This window comes from Lysinibacillus sp. 54212 (assembly GCF_036662795.1).
Taxonomy (GTDB): domain Bacteria; phylum Bacillota; class Bacilli; order Bacillales_A; family Planococcaceae; genus Lysinibacillus_B.
In genome coordinates this window covers 236,490-258,499 of sequence record NZ_JBAFWZ010000001.1, presented here as the reverse complement: position 1 = coordinate 258,499, position 22,010 = coordinate 236,490, and the positions used below count along the sequence as shown (strand labels likewise).

General features: G+C 35.9%; 20 protein-coding genes and 1 riboswitch. Of the genes, 2 read left to right on the top strand and 18 right to left on the bottom strand.

Going from position 1 to position 22,010, the window contains the following annotated elements:
* The first annotated feature begins 14 nt into the window (after positions 1–14).
* On the top strand, positions 15–362 hold the full coding sequence (locus tag V4T18_RS01220; protein ID WP_332645638.1) for a hypothetical protein: 348 nt from the start codon (positions 15–17) through the stop codon (positions 360–362).
* A 162-nt stretch (positions 363–524) separates the two neighbouring features.
* On the opposite strand, the gene V4T18_RS01215 is transcribed toward V4T18_RS01220, so the two are convergent.
* The 8 genes from V4T18_RS01215 to tlp form a co-directional block, all read right to left on the bottom strand.
* Complete coding sequence (locus tag V4T18_RS01215) at positions 525–1,055, bottom strand: GNAT family N-acetyltransferase (protein ID WP_332645636.1); 531 nt, start codon at positions 1,053–1,055, stop codon at positions 525–527.
* A gap of 97 nt (positions 1,056–1,152) precedes the next feature.
* Complete coding sequence (metA, locus tag V4T18_RS01210; RefSeq protein WP_332645634.1) at positions 1,153–2,091, bottom strand: homoserine O-acetyltransferase MetA; 939 nt, start codon at positions 2,089–2,091, stop codon at positions 1,153–1,155.
* A 95-nt stretch (positions 2,092–2,186) separates the two neighbouring features.
* Positions 2,187–2,293, bottom strand: a riboswitch (SAM riboswitch).
* Between the two features lie 136 nt (positions 2,294–2,429).
* Positions 2,430–3,473 (bottom strand): DUF1835 domain-containing protein, encoded by a 1,044-nt coding sequence (locus tag V4T18_RS01205; protein ID WP_332645632.1) that lies wholly within the window; start codon positions 3,471–3,473, stop codon positions 2,430–2,432.
* A gap of 81 nt (positions 3,474–3,554) precedes the next feature.
* The gene (asnB, locus tag V4T18_RS01200; protein WP_332645630.1) at positions 3,555–5,429 is read right to left on the bottom strand and encodes an asparagine synthase (glutamine-hydrolyzing); all 1,875 of its coding nucleotides are present in this window, start codon (positions 5,427–5,429) and stop codon (positions 3,555–3,557) included.
* A 131-nt stretch (positions 5,430–5,560) separates the two neighbouring features.
* Positions 5,561–6,985: a sensor histidine kinase gene (locus tag V4T18_RS01195; protein ID WP_332645627.1), complete on the bottom strand. Its 1,425-nt coding sequence runs from the start codon at positions 6,983–6,985 to the stop codon at positions 5,561–5,563.
* Complete coding sequence (locus V4T18_RS01190; RefSeq protein ID WP_332645625.1) at positions 6,985–7,686, bottom strand: response regulator transcription factor; 702 nt, start codon at positions 7,684–7,686, stop codon at positions 6,985–6,987. The genes V4T18_RS01195 and V4T18_RS01190 overlap by 1 nt, the downstream gene beginning before the upstream one ends.
* Positions 7,687–7,716: 30 nt before the next feature.
* Positions 7,717–8,280 (bottom strand): TVP38/TMEM64 family protein, encoded by a 564-nt coding sequence (locus V4T18_RS01185; RefSeq protein ID WP_332645623.1) that lies wholly within the window; start codon positions 8,278–8,280, stop codon positions 7,717–7,719.
* Positions 8,281–8,435: 155 nt separating this feature from the next.
* A complete protein-coding gene (gene tlp / locus V4T18_RS01180; protein ID WP_332645620.1) occupies positions 8,436–8,672 on the bottom strand; it encodes a small acid-soluble spore protein Tlp in 237 nt (78 codons plus the stop codon).
* A gap of 155 nt (positions 8,673–8,827) precedes the next feature.
* On the opposite strand from tlp, the gene V4T18_RS01175 reads away from it, so the two are divergent.
* Positions 8,828–9,637: an EcsC family protein gene (locus V4T18_RS01175; protein ID WP_332645619.1), complete on the top strand. Its 810-nt coding sequence runs from the start codon at positions 8,828–8,830 to the stop codon at positions 9,635–9,637.
* 232 nt (positions 9,638–9,869) lie between these two features.
* Here the strand turns inward: V4T18_RS01175 and V4T18_RS01170 are convergent, their stop codons facing one another.
* The 10 genes from V4T18_RS01170 to V4T18_RS01125 all read right to left on the bottom strand — a co-directional run bounded on the left by V4T18_RS01170 (position 9,870) and on the right by V4T18_RS01125 (position 21,940).
* Positions 9,870–10,367 (bottom strand): kinase, encoded by a 498-nt coding sequence (locus V4T18_RS01170; protein ID WP_332645617.1) that lies wholly within the window; start codon positions 10,365–10,367, stop codon positions 9,870–9,872.
* 144 nt (positions 10,368–10,511) lie between these two features.
* The gene (locus V4T18_RS01165; RefSeq protein WP_332645615.1) at positions 10,512–12,074 is read right to left on the bottom strand and encodes a YndJ family protein; all 1,563 of its coding nucleotides are present in this window, start codon (positions 12,072–12,074) and stop codon (positions 10,512–10,514) included.
* Complete coding sequence (locus tag V4T18_RS01160; protein ID WP_332645613.1) at positions 12,043–12,636, bottom strand: DUF4166 domain-containing protein; 594 nt, start codon at positions 12,634–12,636, stop codon at positions 12,043–12,045. The genes V4T18_RS01165 and V4T18_RS01160 overlap by 32 nt, the downstream gene beginning before the upstream one ends.
* 187 nt (positions 12,637–12,823) lie before the next feature.
* Positions 12,824–13,546 (bottom strand): DoxX-like family protein, encoded by a 723-nt coding sequence (locus V4T18_RS01155; protein ID WP_332645611.1) that lies wholly within the window; start codon positions 13,544–13,546, stop codon positions 12,824–12,826.
* 49 nt (positions 13,547–13,595) lie between these two features.
* Positions 13,596–14,441, bottom strand: coding sequence for a patatin-like phospholipase family protein (locus V4T18_RS01150; protein ID WP_332645609.1), 846 nt, complete (start codon positions 14,439–14,441; stop codon positions 13,596–13,598).
* A 20-nt stretch (positions 14,442–14,461) separates the two neighbouring features.
* Entirely contained in the window at positions 14,462–16,012 is a 1,551-nt protein-coding gene (locus V4T18_RS01145) for an aminotransferase class V-fold PLP-dependent enzyme (protein ID WP_332645607.1), read from the bottom strand.
* A gap of 1 nt (position 16,013) precedes the next feature.
* Positions 16,014–16,565, bottom strand: coding sequence for a glycerol-3-phosphate acyltransferase (locus V4T18_RS01140; protein ID WP_332645605.1), 552 nt, complete (start codon positions 16,563–16,565; stop codon positions 16,014–16,016).
* A gap of 160 nt (positions 16,566–16,725) precedes the next feature.
* A complete protein-coding gene (locus V4T18_RS01135) occupies positions 16,726–17,448 on the bottom strand; it encodes a cytochrome c biogenesis CcdA family protein (RefSeq protein ID WP_332645603.1) in 723 nt (240 codons plus the stop codon).
* Between the two features lie 115 nt (positions 17,449–17,563).
* Positions 17,564–19,252 (bottom strand): methyl-accepting chemotaxis protein, encoded by a 1,689-nt coding sequence (locus V4T18_RS01130; protein ID WP_332645601.1) that lies wholly within the window; start codon positions 19,250–19,252, stop codon positions 17,564–17,566.
* Between the two features lie 207 nt (positions 19,253–19,459).
* A complete protein-coding gene (locus V4T18_RS01125; RefSeq protein WP_332645598.1) occupies positions 19,460–21,940 on the bottom strand; it encodes a VWA domain-containing protein in 2,481 nt (826 codons plus the stop codon).
* Positions 21,941–22,010 lie beyond the last annotated feature (70 nt).

Below are 22,010 nucleotides of genomic sequence, written 5' to 3'. Positions count from 1 at the left end.
GAGGAGTTGACGTGATGATAACGATTGTAACATCCAAAGCTTTTGACAATTTACATGCGCTATTAGAAGATGAGGATTTTTATGAGGAAGTTGTAGCAGAGGCAACTGCTGAAAACTTTTTGCTCACGTGCTCGATTGGAATTGATGATGACGGTGAGTACATTACTTGGAATCTATTTTATAAGGATGGATTTAGTGAATCCGAAACGATACCTCTCTCAAAATGCAAGTTTGATGTGTTTGATTTAGAGGCGTTAAATACAGAGATGAAACAGACCTTCCTAAGATTATTGGGGAAGGCAGCAAACAATGGTGATCTAGACGCTGCACCTTCTCAAGATTTACTCTCTAAATTAGTTTAAAACAAGGTAGCCCCCACAATATGTGAGTGCTACCTTGTTTTATTGACCTCGTGAGAAAAAATGACGAAACTTGTAAAATGCAAAACAGGAAGCAACGATAAAAATCGTAAAAACAATAGGAAGAATAATTAAAAATGAAGTGGTCATTGGATTTTCCTTTCGTTAATTCTCATTTAACAATGAATAAATGTAAGTGTCATAAGCTTGGCCGTTCTGATACATATATGCTTTTAATATACCCTCTTGTTGAAAACCAATGGATTTTAATAAATGGTTAGAGCTATCATTTTCAAGAAATACAATAGCTCCTATTCTTGTTAAGCCTAATTCGCTAAATCCATATGAGATAGCCTTTAATACAGCCTCCTTAGCGTAGCCGTATCCCCAATAATCTGGATGTAATTCATAGCCTATTTCAGCTCTTTTGTGCTTCGGGGAATAATGATTATAGCCTATAGTACCGATTATGCCTTTTTGTCCCTTTAATTCTATCCCCCATCTCATACCGCGCTTCTCCTTGTAGCTCTTAGCGAAAAAGTGAACAAATTGCTCGGCTTGCTCTATAAGTGTTAAATTATCCTGGCCATAAAATCGTGTAATAGCATCATTGGAAAAGAGGTTAAAAATTACTTGTGTGTCGTGCTCTGTGATTTCTCTCAGCAAAAGTCTTTCTGTCTCTAAGATTGGAAACATATACATCATCCTTTGTTATTTTAATAGTAACCTTCGTTATACTGCTTGTAAAAAGGATTAAAACCGCATGACATATCTTTCTGCCATGCGGTATTTCTTAAATATGAAATTCAATATTTTCTTCAACAAAATCCCATTTATATGGTGTTTCTTGATATACATAGTAGTTTAACCAGTTGTAGAACAGCAAGTGTGAATGAGCACGCCATGTGTTTTTTGGCTCTTGTGCTGGGTCATTATTTGGGAAATAGTTCACAGGCATTTCCACATTATCTGTCTTTGCAATATCTCGCTCATACTCATCACGCAACGTAGTAGCATCATATTCTAAATGTCCGGTAATCATAATATGCTTATTATCCTTCGACTGAACAATAAACACGCCTGCATCGTCAGAATAGCTTAATAAGTGTAAGTCTGGATGCGCACGAACCTCATCAATAGAAACCGATGTATGACGAGAATGCGGAGCTACGTATTCATCACTAAATCCTCGGACTAAATCTACAGTTAAATCGGTAATAACGTGAGAATAAACACCAGAGCATTTTTTCGGTAGCTCGTATTTACCAATATTGAACTGATGGTATAACGCTGCCTGAGCTCCCCAACAAATATACATAATAGACGTTACGTTTACTTTAGCCCAATCCATAATCGTTGTGATTTCTTGCCAGTATAATACTTCTTCAAACTCCATCCGCTCTACGGGTGCTCCAGTAATAATCATGCCATCGAAGCGACGATGTTTTATTTCATCGAATGTTTTATAGAAAAGCTCCAGATGAGATTTAGATACATTTTTTGATTCATATGTAGCTGTATTTAAAAAAGTAATATTGACTTGCAGTGGTGTATTTCCTAATAACCGTAATAATTGCAACTCCGTTTTCTCTTTTTCTGGCATTAAGTTGCACACTAATATATTTAGTGGACGAATTTGCTGTGTTTTCGCGCGGTCCTCCTCCATCACGAAAATTTTCTCTTGTCGTAAATGCTCGCCAGCCGGTAATTGCTTCGGAATATTGATTGGCAATGCTGATCCCCCATTTCTCGTCTATCAAATATACAAAGCTAACCATTAAAAAACCTCTCATTCCAGTATAAGAATGAGAGGTTTAACGTTACTCGCTCTTATCTTTCAAGGAAATACCTTGCTGGAAGTAGCACCTTTCTAACACGGTTAGAGGTTGCTGAAGCGTCAAAGGGCCAAGTCCCTCAGCTTCTCTTGATAAGACTATTAAATTAGATAGATTGTATCACAGCAATGTGAATTTTTCAACAATTCACTCAAATATTTCTCGCAGTAACATCATCATTTGAGTGGATTACCGCCAAAGTCAGCGTATTAGAGGCATCTATAACTAAATCAATTCACCGAAGCTTTATACTATAGTGTCTCATTGATTTTGGTATTCCTTTTAACTCTAGAAGTCCATTATTGATTAAATGCCTGATTCGGTATTCTAAATAGAAAATATTTTTAGATATTTTCATATCTTGCAGCAGTTCTTCAAGGAGCTTTGCAGTCCTAATCCAATCTAGCTGTCCTTGTTTCTTATGGAGCTTTTTGACTGATTCAATGATATATGAGTCATAATAATTCTCTGATACATGCTGTATATTACCGCCATCCCATATACGTAGGAGTCCATCTGTTTCGGCAAGCTCCTCCCATTCTGCATGAAATCGAAGTAATTGTTTTTCTGATAATGGTTTGCACCTGGAGTTGTTTTCAAAAAGTAGTCTTAGATTGTCGGAATCCATTTGACTTGTATGGAAAATAGGCTGCCCTACTTCCCTATAAAGTTCCGTAGTATTCATTAGAAAAATATCATTTCCCTTTTCCTTTAATAAGTAGAGAATAAAGCGAAAACCTACCTGTTCATCCTCATTATCGCTATACCAAATAAAGATTGGGACGTTTGTTGAAATATCCTCCATTTGACGTAATGCTCTGTTGAAACGATTTAAATATTCTCCGTCCTCTTGCTCGTCATTGATATGGTCATATAGCCATTCATTTCGTAACATTAAACCTGTTTTTTTATCGAGCTGCCACAACGGACCACTGTCAAAGGAATCTGGTATACCAATAACTGTCTTAGGTCTAGGTAGCCCTACGCGTAAAGATCCTGCTGCTGATTCTGACATCACAAGGTGAATCGGTCCTTGTTGAAGGGATTGGAAATTTGCACGTTGTTTTTGAATTTTGTTGTTGATTTCAGCTACCATTTGATTAGTATCCTCTAGCTCTAAATAAACCCCTCCAGCCATTGGATTATAATTTTCATGATTAAACTGATCAAACTCATCTTCAGTATGTATTTCATATAGTGAGATTAAATTGATAAAGTCTAGCTGTGTTATATAATTTTGGGTTTTGAATTCATACACGAGTACAATGTTTTGTTCCAAAAGAAAATAAAAAAATGGATAATTGGTTTTGCTGTTTAAAAATAGCATTTCTTTGCCTCACTTTACGGAAGTGATTTACCATTAATTATATTCCTTGTTAATATTTTCAGCAAAGAATTGCTCATACCAAATACAAAAGATATAAACTGTCCAAATATGACGCGCCTTATTTGCTTTATTGTGATAATGGAGATCTAAGTAGTATATAAGGTCGTCTTGATTAAAAAATTCATTAACATACTCTTTTTGAAAGGTTTCTTTTACAAAATTGTAATACTTTTCGTGACGTAGCCAGTGACGAATAGGGACCGGAAATCCAAGTTTCGTTCGTTTTGCCCAATCTTCAGGGAGTTCATTCAACGCAGCTTGTCGTAGGGCATATTTTGTGTCACTTTTTTGAGTACCATTTATACGATATTTAGTCGGAATACTTTTAGCAACCTCCATCACTTCTTTATCTAAAAAAGGCACTCGGAGCTCGATTGAGTGTGCCATACTCATTTTGTCAGCTTTTAATAAGATGTCTCCAGGCATCCATAAATGCAAGTCTAAGTATTGCATTTTTGTTACATCATCTTCACCAGGAATTTCATCATAAATGTGTTTGGTGATATTTTTTACAGATGGACCTTGACGGTAAGCAGGTTTAAGCACTTGTAGGGCATCTTCTTCATCCCATACGATTGCATGCCCAATAAAACGCTCTTCCACAGTTTGCCCACCCTTTATAAGGAAATTTGTACAGGTATTTTTTGGTAAATCTTTTGCGATACGGCCAATAAGTTTACGAAGTGTAAAAGGGACTTTTTCGTACTTTTGTCTACGGTCTGATTTTTGATACCAAGAATAGCCACCGAAAATTTCGTCTGCTCCTTCTCCAGATAATACAACAGTAACGTCACGACTTGCTAATTTACTAAGGAAGTATAGCGGAACAGAAGAAGGGTTGGATTGAGGTTCATCCATATGATATTGAATGTTTGGTAATGCTTCAAAAACTTCTTCTGCACAGATAAATTTTCGTTCGTTTTGAACGCCAAGCTGCTCAGATAAGTCCATAGCGAGGTTTGTTTCATTGAACATTTCTTCATAATCCTTAAAGCCTACAGAAAAAGATTTTTTTGGGCGAAGAAGTGCTGTAATATAGCTTGAATCAATACCACCTGATAAAAATGATCCTACTTTTACGTCACTAATTTGATGCATGTCTACTGAATTACGCATTGTTTGTTGAATTTCTTTTACATTATGTTCAAGGCTATTCTCTTTAGCATTGAATTTTTTATCCCAATATTTTACTAACTGTATAGCTTCGTCTTTAATAACCATATAGTGAGCGGGAGGTAATTTGTATACCCCTTTAAAGAAAGTTTCATTCATCGTAGAGTATTGGAACGTTAAGTAAGGTCGAAGTGCGTCCTTATTTAATTCTTTTATAAAAGCTGGGTGAGGTAAAAATGATTTGATCTCAGAGCCAAAAATGAACGTCCCATCTATAGTGTTATTTGTGTAGTATAGCGGCTTAATTCCGAAACCATCTCGTGCAATATATACAAGATTGTTTGCTTTATCCCAAATACAAAAAGCAAACATACCTCGAAGCTTTTTCACAAAATCAAATCCATATTCTATGTAAGCATAAATTAATACTTCACTATCTGATTTCGTTTTGAAGTGATACCCCTTCTCCTTTAAATCTATAAATAGTGATTGATAGTTATATATTTCACCATTAAATACAAGAACTACATTACCATCCTCACTGTATAATGGCTGGTTGCTTGTTTCAGATAAGTCGATGATACTAAGTCGACGAAAGCCGAGTGTAATATGATGATCAGTATGAATACCACCACTATCGGGACCACGGTGAATAATTGTATTCATCATAGCTTCAATTGTTTGTTGATGATTAATTTTATTTTGTCCATTAATATATCCGATAAAACCACACATATACTTCTCTCCTAATATACAATTTTCACCTTTATATTAATTGTTAAATATGGAGAAAGTATGGAGAAAGTTTGGAGTAAATATGAATATCGTCTTATGGGGTGAAAAAAATAGCGACAAACAATTAACTGTTAGTCGCCATTTCGCTTTATATTTTCATCTTCGATTGTAAGTATGATTGGAAGTGTAACAATAAAGCTCGATCCATTATTTTGTGAGCTTTTTACGGTAATCTCTCCTTGCAAATGCTTAGAAAGTTCTCTTACGATAGCTAGTCCTAAACCTGTACCTCCCATATGGCGTACTCGAGACTTTTCTATTCGATGAAAGCGATCAAAAATAAAGAGTATATCTTCTTCCGGAATACCAGATCCAGTATCTTTAATAATGAAACAAATATGATTTTTATCTGCCTTAACTTTTATTGATACTTCTCCTTGCTCCGTATAGTTAAGTGCATTCTCTAATAAGTTAATCAAAATTTGCTCTAATCGCAAGCCGTCTGTATAGATATCTGGAATTCTTTCGTCGACTATTGAATATAAGTGTAATCCTTTTTCGTTAGCTTTTAATTGTACTTTTTGAACGACAGATTGGACTAAATCTTCTACATCAATTAATTGAACATATAATTGAATGTTACCTTCTTCCATTTTAGATAATTCAAACAGCTCTTGGATAAGCTTAGCTAGTCTATTCGACTCGCCTTCTATAATGGCGGCGTAATTTTGCAATTCATCTTTACTTGCATATTGTTCATCTTTAATTATTTGTGCATACCCCTTTAAATACGAAATAGGTGTGCGTAATTCATGGGAAATATTTGCTAGCAGCTCACTTCTATTACTCCGATAGTTGTTTAATTCAATACTCAAGTCATTAATAGCTCTTGCCAAGGAACCAATTTCATCATTAGAAGTTACTTCAATACGGGTTTGTAAGTTCCCTTTTGCAATCTCTCTAGTAGCATGCTCCATTCGAATTAATGGTCTGGATAAGCGCCATGATAAAAAGAGCGTATAACCCAATGCTAAAATGATCGCAGCGATAAAAGCGATAATAATCCAATTTCGGACACCGTGCATTTTACTATGTAGCTCAGTAATTGAAGCTACAACAACTACACCGCCTTGAAACTGTTCATCCTTTATGAAAGGTTGAATAATATAATAAAATTTTTCATTTGTACTTTCATCTAACCATTCATTATCTATGTATAATCCTTGTTTCAGTTTTGTCTGCCATTCGCTAGGAAGAGTATCGCCCTTCTCAAACTTCTTAAAGCCCTCAGTTGAAATTGTTCCTGCATTATTAAAATATATTAATTCATGATCCGTAATATTATCTAGATTTTCTAAATAAGTAGCCATGGATTCATTGGAGGTTGAAGCGGCATTTACAATTCGATCAGCAGTTTCTTTAATGTTTTCATTTAAATAGATCGAATAAACATTTAAAAATATTCGATCAATAAAAAATGCAAATGGAATTAGTATTGAAAGAAATAAAATGAAAATGATAGTTCCTAGTTTAAATACAATGCTATTTTTTTTCATTACTCTACTCCAGGAAGGATAATTTGATAGCCTAGACCCCAAACAGTTTTAATGATTTTTACACCGGTCTGGACTTGTCTAAATTTTATTCGAATATTTTTAATATGTGAATCGACCGATCGCAACTTGCTTGAATCGTGTAAGTCACCTATGAAGTCTAGTAATTCATCTCTAGTAAAAACGCGGGATGGGGATTCGCCCATCACACATAATAATTGAAATTCTTTAGAGGTTAAATCAATTCTGTTATTATCAAAATAAACTTTTCGACTATCTTTATGTATTCGAAGTAAACCATTATTAAATGATAAGATATTATTTTGGAGATTTTGATCTTGGTATTCGCTTCTTCGTAATAAAGCAGAAATCCTTGCTTTTAATTCTTCAAAATCAAAAGGCTTCGTTAAATAATCATCTGCTCCTAATTCTAGTCCCCTTACACGATCTTCTATTTCAGAGCGTGCTGTTAACATTAATATGGGGGTTATTGATTGTTCTCGAATAATTTTACATATCGACCAGCCATCAATATAAGGAAGCATTATATCTAAAATGATACAATCAAATGTATTGTTTTGAATAACTTCTAATGCCCTTGCTCCGTCTTCTACTAAAGTTAAATCATATTGATTTTTTAAATGTATCTTAAATAAATCTAACATAATTACTTCATCTTCGATTATTAATAATTTCTTTAGCAAGACTATACCCCTTTTTATTTATTGTTATCTTTATTCGTTTTTGTATGTCCAATGTTTCTTTAGTTTATAGCCTATTATTATAAGAACACAAAAATAGAGCGAAAAAAGTAAAATCGAAATGGCTGGATGTTCATTAAACTGACTACCTGCAATTGTTGCAGCAAGCATTGTTGGAAACTTGCCTATAATTGTTGCTAATATGAACGAGGTCATTGAGATGTTAGAAATACCCACAATTAAATTAATCGCTGCTGAGGGCATAATCGGAATCAACCGAGCGATTAACACTGCTAAAAAACCATTTCTTTCAAGTAGAAGAAAGAAACCTGTAACCGATTTCCATTTGTTCATTTTTTGTTCCGCAAATTTCTTAAAACTAGTTCTACTTAATAAAAACATAAGACAAGACCCGAGTACATTTCCACCTAAATTGATTGTTAATGCGACCGGTATCGAGAAAATATTCCCAATGATACTTGCAACTAATGGTATAGGCATTGCAGGTATAAATGCAAGTATAACCATCAACAAAAAGCTAAAGCTAGCTCCAAGCACTATATTCATTTCAATTAAATTTATGATGAATGATTTCATACCTTTCATACCTCTTAATACTAGATAATCTATTTGCCTTGCATACAGATGGTATCATAAATTCTCCTTATAATAAAAGTGGCTTCACTTTGGGCGAACGTTAAAAGGAGAAGAAAAGCCCTAACTCAATGTTTGAATTAGGGATTACGGTAATCTTAATGGTAACCTCGTTCTCTAGAAGCTGCTTCATCTTCTATTTCGGCTCTCATTGCGGATATGGACTGTTCACGTCGCTTATTTTTTTCTTCAATTCTTTGACGTTCTTCCCTTCCTGCATTTTTTAGTGTTTCCTGTGACTTATTTAAATTATCTATTGTGTCTTGTACCATGCTGTTTAAGCGTTCGACATTATTTGATCGATCATCAGGATTTGGCTGGTGTTGATTAGACATTCTATTACCTCCAGAAAATTTTATTTAACGTGAATAGTGTGCTTTTCTTTCGCCATAATATACTTGCAAAATTTAAGGACGAATTAAATTATTGAAACTTTTTGATGCAATAATACGTAATAATACCAATGAATTCATAATCTAAGGAGAGTTAAATGGATACGAAAGAACAATTGGCGCAGCATTTATTAACAATTGAAAAATGGGAGAAGGATCAAAAAGGATTATGGTTTTGGGAAAAAATTGGTCGAATTCCTTTCAAAATTTTGGACAAGGTGACGCCTGCATTTATTCAAAATAAAATTGCTGAGTTAGTAGCAGAGCTAGGTAATTATATTCAAACAGGTGGACGTTATTTAATAAGTGAACGAGGAATGATTGAAAAGGTCAAAAAAGAAAGTAAGGTTCAAAACATCGAGTCCATTAAGGATATTGCTAATTTACCAATTGAATCAATGATCTCCTTAAGTGAAGCGCTTCAGCAAAATCGTGTAAAGCTAGCAACGGTTCAAGGTGCTTCAACAGGCATTGGTGGCATATTTACTTTAGCAATTGATATTCCGGTAGTACTTGGAATGGCACTAAAAACGCTTCAGGAAATCGCCATACTTCATGGGTATGACCCTAATGATAAATTAGAGCGTGTGTTTATCGTAAAATGCTTACAATTTTCCTCAGCAGATATTGTAGGTAAAGAAGCGATTTTAAAGGAGCTTTCAACAATGCACGAGAACAATCAGGCATCTGAAAACATGATTTCCCAGCTACAAGGGTGGCAGGAGGTATTTTTCACGTACCGAGATCAATTCGGCTGGAAAAAGCTATTTCAATTGGTGCCAATCGCAGGCATTCTTTTCGGAGCATATGCGAATAGATCAATGATTCACGATGTAGCCGAAGCCGGAATGATGCTCTATCGAAAACGAAGAATTTATGAAAAAATGCAGGAACTAGAAGAACTATAAAATGATGAGCCAGGACCTTATTTGATGTTGGCTTTAAATAAAGATTGATAGAAAATCTGTATTTTACGGCAAATAAAAAGAATCTATTTTGAAAAAAAGAATAATCAAAATGGATTCTTTTTCAGTAGATTTATGTTTCGGTTTTATAAAAAGAGTTGATGATTATCTACCTATGGTTGTTGGACAATCTGGGCTAATTGCTGAAGAAATATATTGATATTACAAACTTAAATTACGCTTGCAGTTGATTTAAAATCAGTTTCAACACATAATCTTGTGACATATCATGGGTCAATCTCATTTCTCCATCCAAATCGAGATAATCATTTGGATTCCACCAGGCACGTAAAGACTCCTCTCCGAATGCCTTCTTTTTCTCTCTAGAGTTATGACGTGCTACTGTTTCCTCAAAAGATAAATCAAAATAATATGTATAGGCCTTATGATTATAGAACTGGATTAAATCATTCAGCATATCACCGTAACGACTTTTGCATAAGATTCCTTCCACGATAATAAATTCACATTTTTCTTTACCATATTCCGCGATTTGACGAATCAAATCAATAGATAGATTTCCATCTCTATCTTGAACTTTCAACATTTCACGCCGAATAACATCTTGAGAAACCAATAATGTTCCTCGTCCCAAATAATTTTGAAGACTTTTTGCAATCGTTGTTTTTCCACTCCCAGAGTTACCTCGTATAATAATTAGCTTGGATTCCATATTTCCCCCACATTCTAATAACTATTATTCAATCTTTTCTATCCCGGGCTGATTTCGGTTTGCTCCGAAGTCAATAGCAGCCGACTTCATCCAAATTGCACTCGTTTAACTTGACCAACTCTATTAATTTCATTCTAGTTCCTGCTATTCTTTCTGCAATTTCAATACGATTTTATAGTCGATATGTAAAAAATGTAAACCGAATATAGTCATAATATGTGTTGCTATTAAATCGCCTGCTTCTTCAGTAATGATAAAATATTCGTGAAGAGGTAGCTTCATTACATAATTGCCTATTGCTAAGTAGGTACCACTATCCCCGGTCCCGTTGCTCTTTATATGTAGTTCTCCGTGCTGTTCAGAGAGCTCTAATATACCGACCATTGTAGAAAAAGGTAATGGTAAAGCGATATTCATATACGTTTTATCGTTAGATGTATGCTTCGAGTAAATGGCTACAAATACAGTCTCATCCTCAATCTGTCGCTTCCAAACGCGAGGTTTTTCTCGACCATCTAATGAATTATCTACAGAATGAATCGTGCCAGTCATCTCCACTCTATGAGAAGAATACGGTAAATTTAATTGACCTATCTTTTTACTAATTCCTTGATAGATAAATGCAAATGGTTTAAACCAAGGCTTCCAAGTAACTGAGGCAAATAAGCGATACTGGTTTGTATGCTCATAAAAATGCGTAATACTCCTCGGAAGTGTCGAACAATCCACAAAATCTGCTAAGCTATCTACTAATCCAGGAAAGCCCTCCCCTACTTCATTTAGTTTCCCACGAATCCCACTTACTGGGAAAGAATAGGGCGGCTGTTTTGTTTCCGGAACTTTAATAGACCATCCAACAATAGTGAAAAGGCCGAAAATAACACAATTATAGAATCCATGAAAATGAAGCATATCTGGAATCGTAACAATCGTTTTTTCTGTTAAATTTCCGTAAGCATATAATAGAGACCACAAAATCGTAAAACATAATGAAGCAATTGTTAATCGGATACTAAGCGCTTGCAGAAATGGCATTCTAATACGAAATAGCATAAAAAATAATGCATAAATAGCAAGTATATAAAGAATCACAGAAACGATTTCGAGGATTCTCGAGAATGTAATGCCTAACGCAACAAGCATCGGTCCAGTTACAAATATAACAGCGATAAAATTGTAGAGCCTTCCTTGGGTTAAACGACCGATTAATCCGAGAGAAATACAAAGTAGAAATGCTGAATAATGAAAATGAATAGAGGTTAACCAATTAATAATGGGTGGAAAGCCTGTATCGATTCCAGCTATATAGGCCAAAAACCAAAGCCCACCAATAGCAATGTATATAACACCAATATCTATAACAATTTCAGCCTTATTCGTAAAGCCTCTGTGTAAAAATCGTTCTATTCCCTTTTTGGCAATGACAAACGTTGCTAATACATACATTCCTGCTGCAATATTCGCTAATTCAGGTGTTACTTCAACAGTCAGTATAGAAACTGAAAGCATCCCCGTGGCAATGATTAGCTTCTCCCAGTTATGTAATTTCACAATATGCTCCACCATGATGGGAGTATAAATTAGCTGAGCAACGGTTAAATAGTATAAATAGGAGGGTTGAGTACCAAAAAATAGTGAAATAATAAATAATACAAGACCGAGTAGAATGAGAGGACTACGAAGTACCTTCAGTAAATTCTCCAGCATACATCATAATCCTCCCTAAAATGTCATTGTAAATCGATACATGAATTGTAAATACTTCTCTTCTGTCATCATAGCCTTCTTCCACTATCACTCTTCCCTCTAATTTTTGTGGAAACGGTAGCTCCAAGGATCCGAAAACTAGCTTTTGCTTTCCAGAACGAACTAGTAAATGCCCGTTTTTTGTTACATCAAAACGTAAATCAGAATAAAAAAATGAAGGATCCCCTAAATAGTCTTTGACGATTTTCTTATCCTGATCGATGGTCATTTTTGCATTAAAGTAACGAGTAATATGAGGAAAATGAAAAGCTCTTTCCCCTGCTGAATTATAATAAGCTGTATTTTTAATTTGAAACGGGATATCCCGTCCGAATTCTGGAAATAAAAAATTCGTTTTCGTCACCAGTTTATAAAAGGGAAAGAGTAGTTTCGTTCCTGACTTTATTGCTCGCATTGTCCCACTTGCCTCAAATGGCTTGTCAAATGATAGCATATAACGTTGTTGTAGCTTAGGGTGTAGCCTAGAAAAATTTTCTCCTAAAAGTGTTGAATAAATGTTCATCTTTTTCTCCCCCTTTTACGGTTACAGCTTTTTGCGGTAGGTAAATTAGTACAAAGTAAGAAACCAATAATAGATAAAACCCATAGAGACATGTTCAATGAAATAACATTAAACGGTCCTGTACTTGTAGAGGCGTCTGCAAATACAGTAGCAATAGTAAGAACGGGAAATAGTATAATTTGTAATCCTAATAATAGTTTTTTTTAACAGGAGTTAACCATAAAATGGCATAAGCGATTTCAGCGGCTCCAATTCCGTAAACTGCCAGTTCGGCTATATTTTCCGTTTTCCCAGTTAATTGCATCAATAGTTGAATTTCAAGTGGATGAATATATAAAATTTTTGGTACAAGCCCCTGATACAACCAAATAAAGAAAAATAAAAAGCATATAGAATAAAACGAAAAAAATCGGCGGTATTGTGTGGCTGGTCGTTCTCCATCCTCTATCCATCGCTTTAGTACATCAAAGCTTAACGAGGTCGCCCAGCCCATTAATGGACGAAATAGTATGTCAAAGGCTTTTCCTAAAAAACCGAATCGTACCTGATAATCATACTGTGTTAAAAAGGTTACAGCTTTTCTATTCGGAATATATTGCCAATATCCCTTTCCTTCCGCTATTGGTGATAGTCGTTGCTCTGTACCAAAATGGAGAGAAGATGTTCTGACACCGTTAGACTTTTCGTGTGTTCCTTTACTTACGCCCCAGCCACTTACAGAAATTCCTGGCATTATTTCTGTCGTATATGTAAACGTTTGTGCTTCATCATGAGGAAGTTTTTCGTTGTAAGTAATTGAGGAAAAGCGTAAATCCCATTGTTCATGAAGTTCAGGCTGCTGCGTATAGCGCCATAATGTATCTATATGGCTGTTCATTTCAATTTCTACATAAATCGGTTTTTGCCTCATGTTCACCATCTTTTCTTTTTGAGCTTTGCTTTCGATACAGTGTTCCCTTCTATGTTTGAATAAACTTCGTAAAAGCATCTAATTGCTTCATTGTTTGGTCATAGCCCATTTGGTATGTTTCATTCATTCTGCCGATATTCTTTTCAAAGCTATTAAGAGAATAATCTGGTCGGAATATAAATGCACGTCCCTCTTTTTCTAGCCCCTCAACATAAGAGAGTGTTCTATTATAACGCTCTACACGAGTTGCCATAAGATTAGAAAGTGCTGGATATTTACGAGATAATAGCTTCATTACCCATTTGCTTTTTCGGTCCATTTTTTTACGATATCCTTGAGGACGTGTAAGAATAAAGACATGCTTTTCAAAACCGCTTTGCTCCGCCCTTTGCACTGGAATGGGGTCTGCTAAACCCCCGTCGTAATACGGAGTGTCATTAATCTTTATTTCTGGAAATAAGATCGGTATTGCACAAGTTGCCCGAAGCAGCATACATTCCTTATCCATATGAAGGGCATCTAGGTATTCTACATCCCCAGTAACTGCATTTGTAACACCAAATTCAATCTTACCATTATAAGCCTGATATTTGTCCCAATCAAAGATCTCTAGCTTATTTGGTAGAACATTATAGGCAAAATCTAATCCGAAATAGCTTTTTTCCTTTAGGAAATTGCCGATGCCCATATATCGCTTATCATGACGGTAATTTCTAATAACACGCAGTGTACGTTCCTTTTGCTCGGAAATGTAAGAGCAAGCATTAATGGCCCCTGCAGATATTGCAACTACATACGGCATAGTTATTTTTTCATCGATAAACGCATCGAGCACACCTGCTGTAAATAGGGTTCGGAATGTTCCACCTTCTAATATTAAACTTGTATCCTTCATCATTGATCACCCTTACTAAATTATCCTAAGTACTGTTCAGATTTTTGTAGTACTTTTAAATATTGATCGTAGTATTGCTGAAGCTTTTTAAAGGCTTCCGTAAAATCAGGTCCAATAACGCTAATTTGTGTATACATGTTCCTTTTTAAATAATTGCTTTCATCATGGAGAAACAATCCATTAAGCTTAGCATCCCTACTAAACTTCGGATTACACTGAAGTGTTGCAATCATCGGGTAATGGCTCGTCTTAATACCGTGCCGATGGAATAAATCTGACGATAATAGTTGATTCATTCGATTTTCTAGCTCTTGATAGCGCTGTGGGTAAGCTAGAAGTGCTCGTGCCACATTTTGCACTAAATAAGCAGGTATTGTAAAAGGAATTTCACCTTTATTGTAATAAGGTAAATTTAAATAGCGCGGTGCATTACTATAAAGGAACGTTTCATTGGAAAAAACGAAAGATAATCCGCTTAATGCTCCTATTGCTTTGCCACTGACAGCTGTTGCTAAATAGAGTTCATCCATAGAAAAAGGCTTAGAGCCAAATGAGCTAATACAATCGGCGCAAAGTTTTACATAGTTTTCTCTACAATATTTTGCTAATTCATTTATCGGATTTATCGTACCAGTAGATGTTTCTCCATGTACGAATAGCAACCATTTATATTGACCGTCTTCTAAAAGGCTCTTTATGTTTTTAAGTTGGAATGGCTCACCCCAAGCGTATGAAATCTTTTGAAATTGCAGCTGCCATGCTTGTGCTTGAGAAGCTAAACGTTCGCCAAACTCACCGTTCGAAATAATTATACCTACGTCATTATTAAAATCAGACTTTAACTGACCAAGCATAGCTTCATTTGCTAATGTACCTGATCCGACGAGGGTTGTGACATTCCTTGCTCCACTCAACAGTAAAAGCTGATGAATCATTGTATCGTATAAATCACTGAATTCGGGTGAACGATGAGATAAATTCGTCAATCCAAGTGGTCCTTGCTGTAAAACGGGTCCAGGATAAAACGTATAACGCTCATCCAGAAGTCGCTTTTTGAAGGAATGAATTTTCTCCTTCGTTAAGACCATTGGCAAGTATTTTGCCTCTTCGGTCCCAAAGGCTGTTGCAAATTGTGTAAAACCAATTTGTTTATATAGCTTTTCCTGCCTTGTTGTACCGGAAATCACACAGGCTGAATAGTTTTCATGAAAAAAATAAGCATAGAGCGCCTTCATTAACCGCATCAAGACTCGCCCGTTTCGGTGCTCTTTTTTTACAGCTAGTAATCGCAATTCACAAAGTTTTTCACATTGCTCAGGCGATATAAACTGTTCTATTTCTCCAATTTTTTCATCTAATGAAAATGGTCGTTGATCTCGAAAAGTAACCATTCCTACAAGCTCACTATGTTTATATACGACAACATATGTATTTTCATGATGGAATCGGTCGACCAGTCGTTTTTCCTTATTTGGTTTATGCTGAGGTATTTCCTCTACGAAAGTTTCGTAAGTAAGTGCAGCAATCTCATTAAATTCATGATCGGTTGTAGCAATTTTACACCAATACATATTATCTCACTCTTTTCATCAGATTATCACGATGCTCATAAGTTAATAAAACTAACACGCCAATCAACAGGCTCCAGTGAAAATTGCCACTAAATAAAATAGCAAAACTATAGGCCATGAAACCACCTATCATACTAAGCGTTAAGCTTCTAGTAAAAATAAGAAACAGCGCAGTTCCTGCAATCATAGCAAGCATGAACGTTGGAGAAAAAGCTAAAAAAGAGCCAATCATCGTAGCAATCCCCATTCCGCCTTTAAACCGCAGCCAAAATGGATATAAATGTCCTAAAATAACAAATAATATACCTAAAGTAATGAGAAACGATGAGAAATCTAGTGAATTTCCTATGATAACTACTAACGCTCCCTTGAATGCATCTCCTAGTAATGTCAACATAAATGCAAGCTTGCCTAATGTGCGGCCAGCATTTCGTGCTCCTAAATTCCCGCTATTTTCATCTTGAAGCGAAACACCATATAGTTTTCCAACAAAGGAGGCTGTCATAAAGTTTCCGATTAAATAGCTAACGAGTAAATAAATGAAAATTTCCAAGTGTTCTCACTCCCTTTATATTACATTCTATTTATGAAAATTATAAAGCATGTCTATTATTAAATGTAAATATTTTGATAAATTAGTGTGATTATCGAAAAAAGGAGCTGAACCGGTTAATAGGTCCAACTCCAAAAAAAAAAATTAAATGGAAGGCAATTTAAAACCCTTGGAAGTCGCCAAAAAAAGGCTGGAATAACGAATTAATAATTGAAAACTTATCAAAAAATAAGATAAGTCCCATAACAATCATAATTCCACCTCCTACCTTCATGATTGTTGCACTGTATTTTTTTAACCAAGAGAATTTTGTAACAAAAAATGCCATTAGTAAAAACGGAATACTAAAGCCTAAAATGTAAGCGGCCATATACCATAGGCCTTGTGAAGGATTGGTAGCAACTAGCCCTAGCGTTGCAGTCAAAATAGGTCCAGTACAAGGGGTCCAGCCCACTGCAAAGGCTAAGCCAATGAGCATAGAGCCAAAGTAGCCTGCAGGTCGATTTTGAATGTTTAGTTTTCGTTCCTTCATTAAAAACTTAGGCTGTAACAGACCTATTGTTACTAAACCAAATAAAATCATTAGAATGGCACCGATTTGGCGAACTAAATCACCATACTCGAAATACCAAACTTTCAAGTATTGGGCACTTTCTGAAGTAGCAAACCCTAAGATTAAATATATAATTGAAAAACCTAGTAAAAAAGAAATCGTATGTAGAACCTGTTTCCACTTTCCTCGTATTTCGCCACTCTGTAATTCGTTAATACTAATACCTGTTATGTATGACAGAAATACAGGATACAGTGGAAATACACATGGGGATAGAAATGTTAAGAGCCCCGCACCAAAAGCAAGCATTATCGTAACATCAGCTTCCATAATAACCTCCTTTAAAATTCCACTCACATATAAAACGAAACGATAAGGAATTAGTTCCAAAATATAGATAATAAAAAGGGCTATTACGATACTGAACCGTAATAGCCCTCATGCACTATACTAAGTTAAATTTATTTACTCGTTCTTGTAGGCTATCTGCCATTTGAGATAGATTAGAGGCACTTGTTGTAATTTCTTCCATCGAACTTACTGCTTCTTCTACTGTTGCGGTCGTTTGTTGTACACCAGCTGCTGATTGCTCCGAAACCGCGGCAATTTCATCTACAGATTTATTAATCGTAGCAGTGTTTTGTACTACAACTTCTAGCTTTTCTGACATATCCGAAATATGCTCAGACATGGCATCAATTGATCTTGAAATATTTGAAAACGTCTCGTTCGTAGATGAAATTTGTTTTGAACCCTTCTCTACTTCCGAATAACCCATCTCTAGCGATGCTGTTACCATTCTTGAATCCTGTTGAATTAAATTCACGATATTCGTAATATCAACTACAGAGTGGGATACTCCTTCGGCTAATTTTCTTACTTCGTCCGCAACGACAGCGAAGCCTTTTCCATGCTCACCTGCTCGAGCGGCCTCAATTGCAGCGTTTAATGCTAGTAAATTTGTTTGGTCAGCAATGTCATGTATAACAGAAACAAGCTTAGAAATTTCTTGGGTTTGATTAGATAATGTTTCTACTTTTACAACGGCATCTTTAACAATTGTGTTAATTGTAGCCATTTGCTGTGTAGAAGATGACATGAGCTCTCGACCTTCATGCGATAATTGTAATACGTTTGTAGAGAATTGTGTGACTTCAATACTACGGTTATTAACATCCGTTACTTGTGTAGTAAAATCATTCATTGTTGACGCTACTGTACTTGCATTATTTGCTTGAATTTCAGAGCCATTTGCAATTTCTGTCATCGTATACGCTACTTGCTCTGCACCCGTACTGACTTCATGGGAGGATTGCGTTAATTCTTCACTATGAGAGGCGATATCCTCAGCTATGGCTTGAATATGCTTTAATAGATCATTCATTTGCTCTACCATTTCATTAGTAGCAGCTGTTAATTGCCCTGTTTCGTCCTTTGCAGAAGATTCGATAGCTTTCCCGCTTAAATCCCCAGCTGCAATTTGCTGCATTCTATTCGTAACGATTCTAATAGGATTAGAAATGGAGCGTGCGCTAGCTATCGCAATTATAATGGCTAATACTACAATAGCAATGCCAACTATAGACCCGAGAATGAGAGACAGTTTTCCCTGTTCTAGCAAATCGTTCCCTGTTTCTGTAATAAAGGCTTTACGATTTGCAGCTAAGCTTTCGTACCCTTCACGTATTTCAGTTGCCGTTTCATTCATAGTAGTAAGGTTTTTTACCGCTAGCTCGGCATTACCTGCATCATATACATCAAATACTTCTTTTTTGATAAAGCTATTCCATTCCTTTGCCATTGAAGCATAATGCTCGAACTCCTCAGATTTTGTTAATGATAACAGAATTTTTTCGTTCTCTAATGCACGTTCAACATTTTCCATATAAATATCTTTATATCTTTGCTCACCTGAAAGTACATAGCCACGTACAGCTGCAATTCGAAGAGCAATTGAATTTGATAGTTCATAATCTGTAATTAACAGGTTAATTTGTTCGTTGACCATTTCATCTGTAAGTGTATTATTTTTGTTCGTCGTATAAATGTTATAGCTACTATTTAAGATCATAATGAATACAACGATGCTAAAACTAAACAAGATTTTTTTGCGAATTGATGTGAAATTAAACATTTTTACTCCCCTTTTGTTTTTAAATTACTTTAGTAAAAATAGTAATTCTATGTATTAAAATCACTCTATCATTTTAATCAACTTTGTAGTTTTAATTCTATTTTTTAGAAGATTTTTGCGAATAATATAGTAAAAATGTTGCGAATTCGCAAAAAAATACAGAAAAAGTCACATCAGACAAAATACCTATCGATGTGACTCTTTCTATTATTTCTTTTTCATTTTTTGTAATACTTTTCCTACATTCGTTTCAATTGGGTATTCTTTTGTTGGCTTAGATTTTCCCTTTAAAGCTAACACGAACGACCATCCGAAGCGTCGAAGTGTAATATCCATAAAGAATAGTAACATCGCTGCTAATAAGAGCCAGTGGGAAATAGACTTGCTTTCGACCCCCTGTTGCTTAAATTCACGAAAAGCTTCTTCCGGATCTTCTAATAATTTCCCGTTTCCAAGTTCTGCGATTTTTTTGAGCATTGCAGTATTCGACGGGAGTGCTGCATACTCATCTCCGTAAGGTACGTGTATACCGGATTGGGAAATTTGCCCTTCTTTATTCGCAACACTAAAGAAAATAAGCCCTGGATCACTATCAACAGTTACTCGTACTTTACTTGAGGAAAGTACTTCTATTTCTATTGGTAGCTCTCCCCCTTGTTCATTTACTGCAGCAATATTTAGAAATGCTGCCTCATTAGTAGAGTCTGTAATAATGTAGCTACCATTTCCTTGAGATTTTATATCATAAGCAACTTCGTGATAGCTTGGTAGCATTTCAGCGATGGCTGTTTGCCACAATTTCCGCCAATTTTCCCAGCGTGCCCAATCTCCAGCCCAAGCTCCAGATGAATCCGATGTAAAGGCAATGGTTGTTCCCAAACCGTATTGCCACTGGGCTAAAATAGGATCCTCTTTATCACTCTCAGCAATAACGTTAGCCATTGCTTTTGCTGTCGTACCGATATAAGCATTCATTTCCGGCACACCCTCGTTGAATAAGGTATTCCAATTAGTAGCATTATAAACGGTTGGATAGAATGGATTGTCCTCAATATATGTCCGTGAAATCATAGCTGTTTCTCTAGATAGAATAGAGGGGATCATTGTTGCATCAGTTACATCATAAAAACGGCCATTTCCTAACAAACTTAAATTTTCTAATAACGTACGGTCGGCATCGCTCCCAATTGCTACGGTTGATAACGTAACGTTTTTATCTAAGCCAGTGGATAGTAAGTCCTCATAGGATGAATTTGTTGCGGACTGCCCATCTGTTAAAAGAATAATATGCTTTCGCTGTAAGGGTAAATCCTGCAAATTTTTATAGGCAAGTTCAAGGGAAGAATAGATCTCTGTCCCCCCATTCGCTGGAATTGAGGATACTTTATCAAGCGCATCCTTCTTATCCTTTAACATGGCTGTTTTGATTACTTCCCATGGTTTTGAATCAAAAGCTATCACACCCAGCGTATCACTGTCTCGCAATAATTCGATAGAGCGAGCGGCTGCCTCTTTTGCAAGCTCCATCTTACTGCCCATCATACTACCTGAGCGGTCAATTACAAGTACGAGCCCAAGGGTAGGGAGTTCATGCTTCCCTTTAACCTCCATTTCGACGGGTAGTAAAGCTTCGATTGGCGTTTTAAAGTATCCACCTAGACCAAAGCTATTTTCACCACCGACCATCATAAAGCCTACTCCAAAATGCTTCACAGCTTGCTCGATTACGTCCATTTTTGCTTCCCCAACAAGATGACCTGGAACATTATCGAAAATGATGGCGTTATACGCTAAATAGCTAGATAAAGAGCTTGGCAAATCTGCTGCTGACATCACATCGTAGGCTATTGTATTTTCTCCTAAGATGCTCGGGATGGACGTACCGTTCTCGTGGTTATGAACGATTAGCGCTCTCGGCGGTGCTTTTACAGTTGTTGCACTTGTTAGTTTATTATTTTCTAATACGGCATCATTTTCGACGCCAATCATTGCCTCATATTTGACTAACCCTTGTGCCGAACCGATATGTGAATATGTGAACCGATTATCACCTTCTTCTAGAGTTACATCTTGTTGATGAATGACCACATCGTTTTCGTAAAGTGTAAGGCTAGCAGTTGTTCTTGTTGATGAGGAAATCTCTGTAATTAATAGCTGCTCTTCCCCATCAAAAGCAACTTGTGGCGAGGTAAAGCTTTCGATGACGACATCCTGTAAAGCTGGTTTTGTTAATGGAACAACATCTACAGTTACATTAGAATTGGAAAATTTCGTTACCTCATCTAGTGCATTTCCCTTCGTCTGTAATCCATCAGAAAGAAGTACGATGCGCGTTGCCTTTTGTCGATCAGCAATGCCTGAAACTAATTGCAATGCATTACTTATATTTGTTTGGCTATCCATGGTTATAGTACTAAGTTCAGGAACACTATCTAGCTTGTTCGATAATAATACTTCAGTTTGCAAACGTTCCGCAAAAGAATAAATACCGACATCCTGATGCTCTTGTTTAGAATCTAAGCTATCATTAATAAACTTAACTGCGCTATCCCCTTCACCTTTAATGGATGCAGATCGGTCGATTAAAAATACAACCTGCTCCTTTTCTAGCGGCAATAAAAGATAAGGATTTGCCAACGCTAATACTAATATGGAAACCGTTAAAATACGCGTTGCAAACACAGCCATATGAACTTTTTTCAGTTGTTTCCGGTGCCGCTTCCATGTCCAAAACAAATAGATGAAAAGTGGGATAAAA

What these genes read in the sequence shown, in the direction of transcription:
- V4T18_RS01165 (WP_332645615.1), bottom strand. Translation starts at nt 12,074, where the DNA reads ATGCTGGAGAATTTACTGAAGGTACTTCGTAGTCCTCTCATTCTACTC.
- V4T18_RS01145 (WP_332645607.1), bottom strand. Translation starts at nt 16,012, where the DNA reads ATGTATTGGTGTAAAATTGCTACAACCGATCATGAATTTAATGAGATT.
- V4T18_RS01130 (WP_332645601.1), bottom strand. Translation starts at nt 19,252, where the DNA reads ATGTTTAATTTCACATCAATTCGCAAAAAAATCTTGTTTAGTTTTAGC.
- V4T18_RS01155 (WP_332645611.1), bottom strand. Translation starts at nt 13,546, where the DNA reads ATGAGGCAAAAACCGATTTATGTAGAAATTGAAATGAACAGCCATATA.
- V4T18_RS01170 (WP_332645617.1), bottom strand. Translation starts at nt 10,367, where the DNA reads ATGGAATCCAAGCTAATTATTATACGAGGTAACTCTGGGAGTGGAAAA.
- V4T18_RS01215 (WP_332645636.1), bottom strand. Translation starts at nt 1,055, where the DNA reads ATGTTTCCAATCTTAGAGACAGAAAGACTTTTGCTGAGAGAAATCACA.
- V4T18_RS01125 (WP_332645598.1), bottom strand. Translation starts at nt 21,940, where the DNA reads ATGGCTGTGTTTGCAACGCGTATTTTAACGGTTTCCATATTAGTATTA.
- V4T18_RS01195 (WP_332645627.1), bottom strand. Translation starts at nt 6,985, where the DNA reads ATGAAAAAAAATAGCATTGTATTTAAACTAGGAACTATCATTTTCATT.
- V4T18_RS01185 (WP_332645623.1), bottom strand. Translation starts at nt 8,280, where the DNA reads ATGAAATCATTCATCATAAATTTAATTGAAATGAATATAGTGCTTGGA.
- asnB (WP_332645630.1), bottom strand. Translation starts at nt 5,429, where the DNA reads ATGTGTGGTTTTATCGGATATATTAATGGACAAAATAAAATTAATCAT.
- V4T18_RS01220 (WP_332645638.1), top strand. Translation starts at nt 15, where the DNA reads ATGATAACGATTGTAACATCCAAAGCTTTTGACAATTTACATGCGCTA.
- tlp (WP_332645620.1), bottom strand. Translation starts at nt 8,672, where the DNA reads ATGTCTAATCAACACCAGCCAAATCCTGATGATCGATCAAATAATGTC.
- V4T18_RS01160 (WP_332645613.1), bottom strand. Translation starts at nt 12,636, where the DNA reads ATGAACATTTATTCAACACTTTTAGGAGAAAATTTTTCTAGGCTACAC.
- V4T18_RS01150 (WP_332645609.1), bottom strand. Translation starts at nt 14,441, where the DNA reads ATGAAGGATACAAGTTTAATATTAGAAGGTGGAACATTCCGAACCCTA.
- V4T18_RS01175 (WP_332645619.1), top strand. Translation starts at nt 8,828, where the DNA reads ATGGATACGAAAGAACAATTGGCGCAGCATTTATTAACAATTGAAAAA.
- V4T18_RS01135 (WP_332645603.1), bottom strand. Translation starts at nt 17,448, where the DNA reads ATGGAAGCTGATGTTACGATAATGCTTGCTTTTGGTGCGGGGCTCTTA.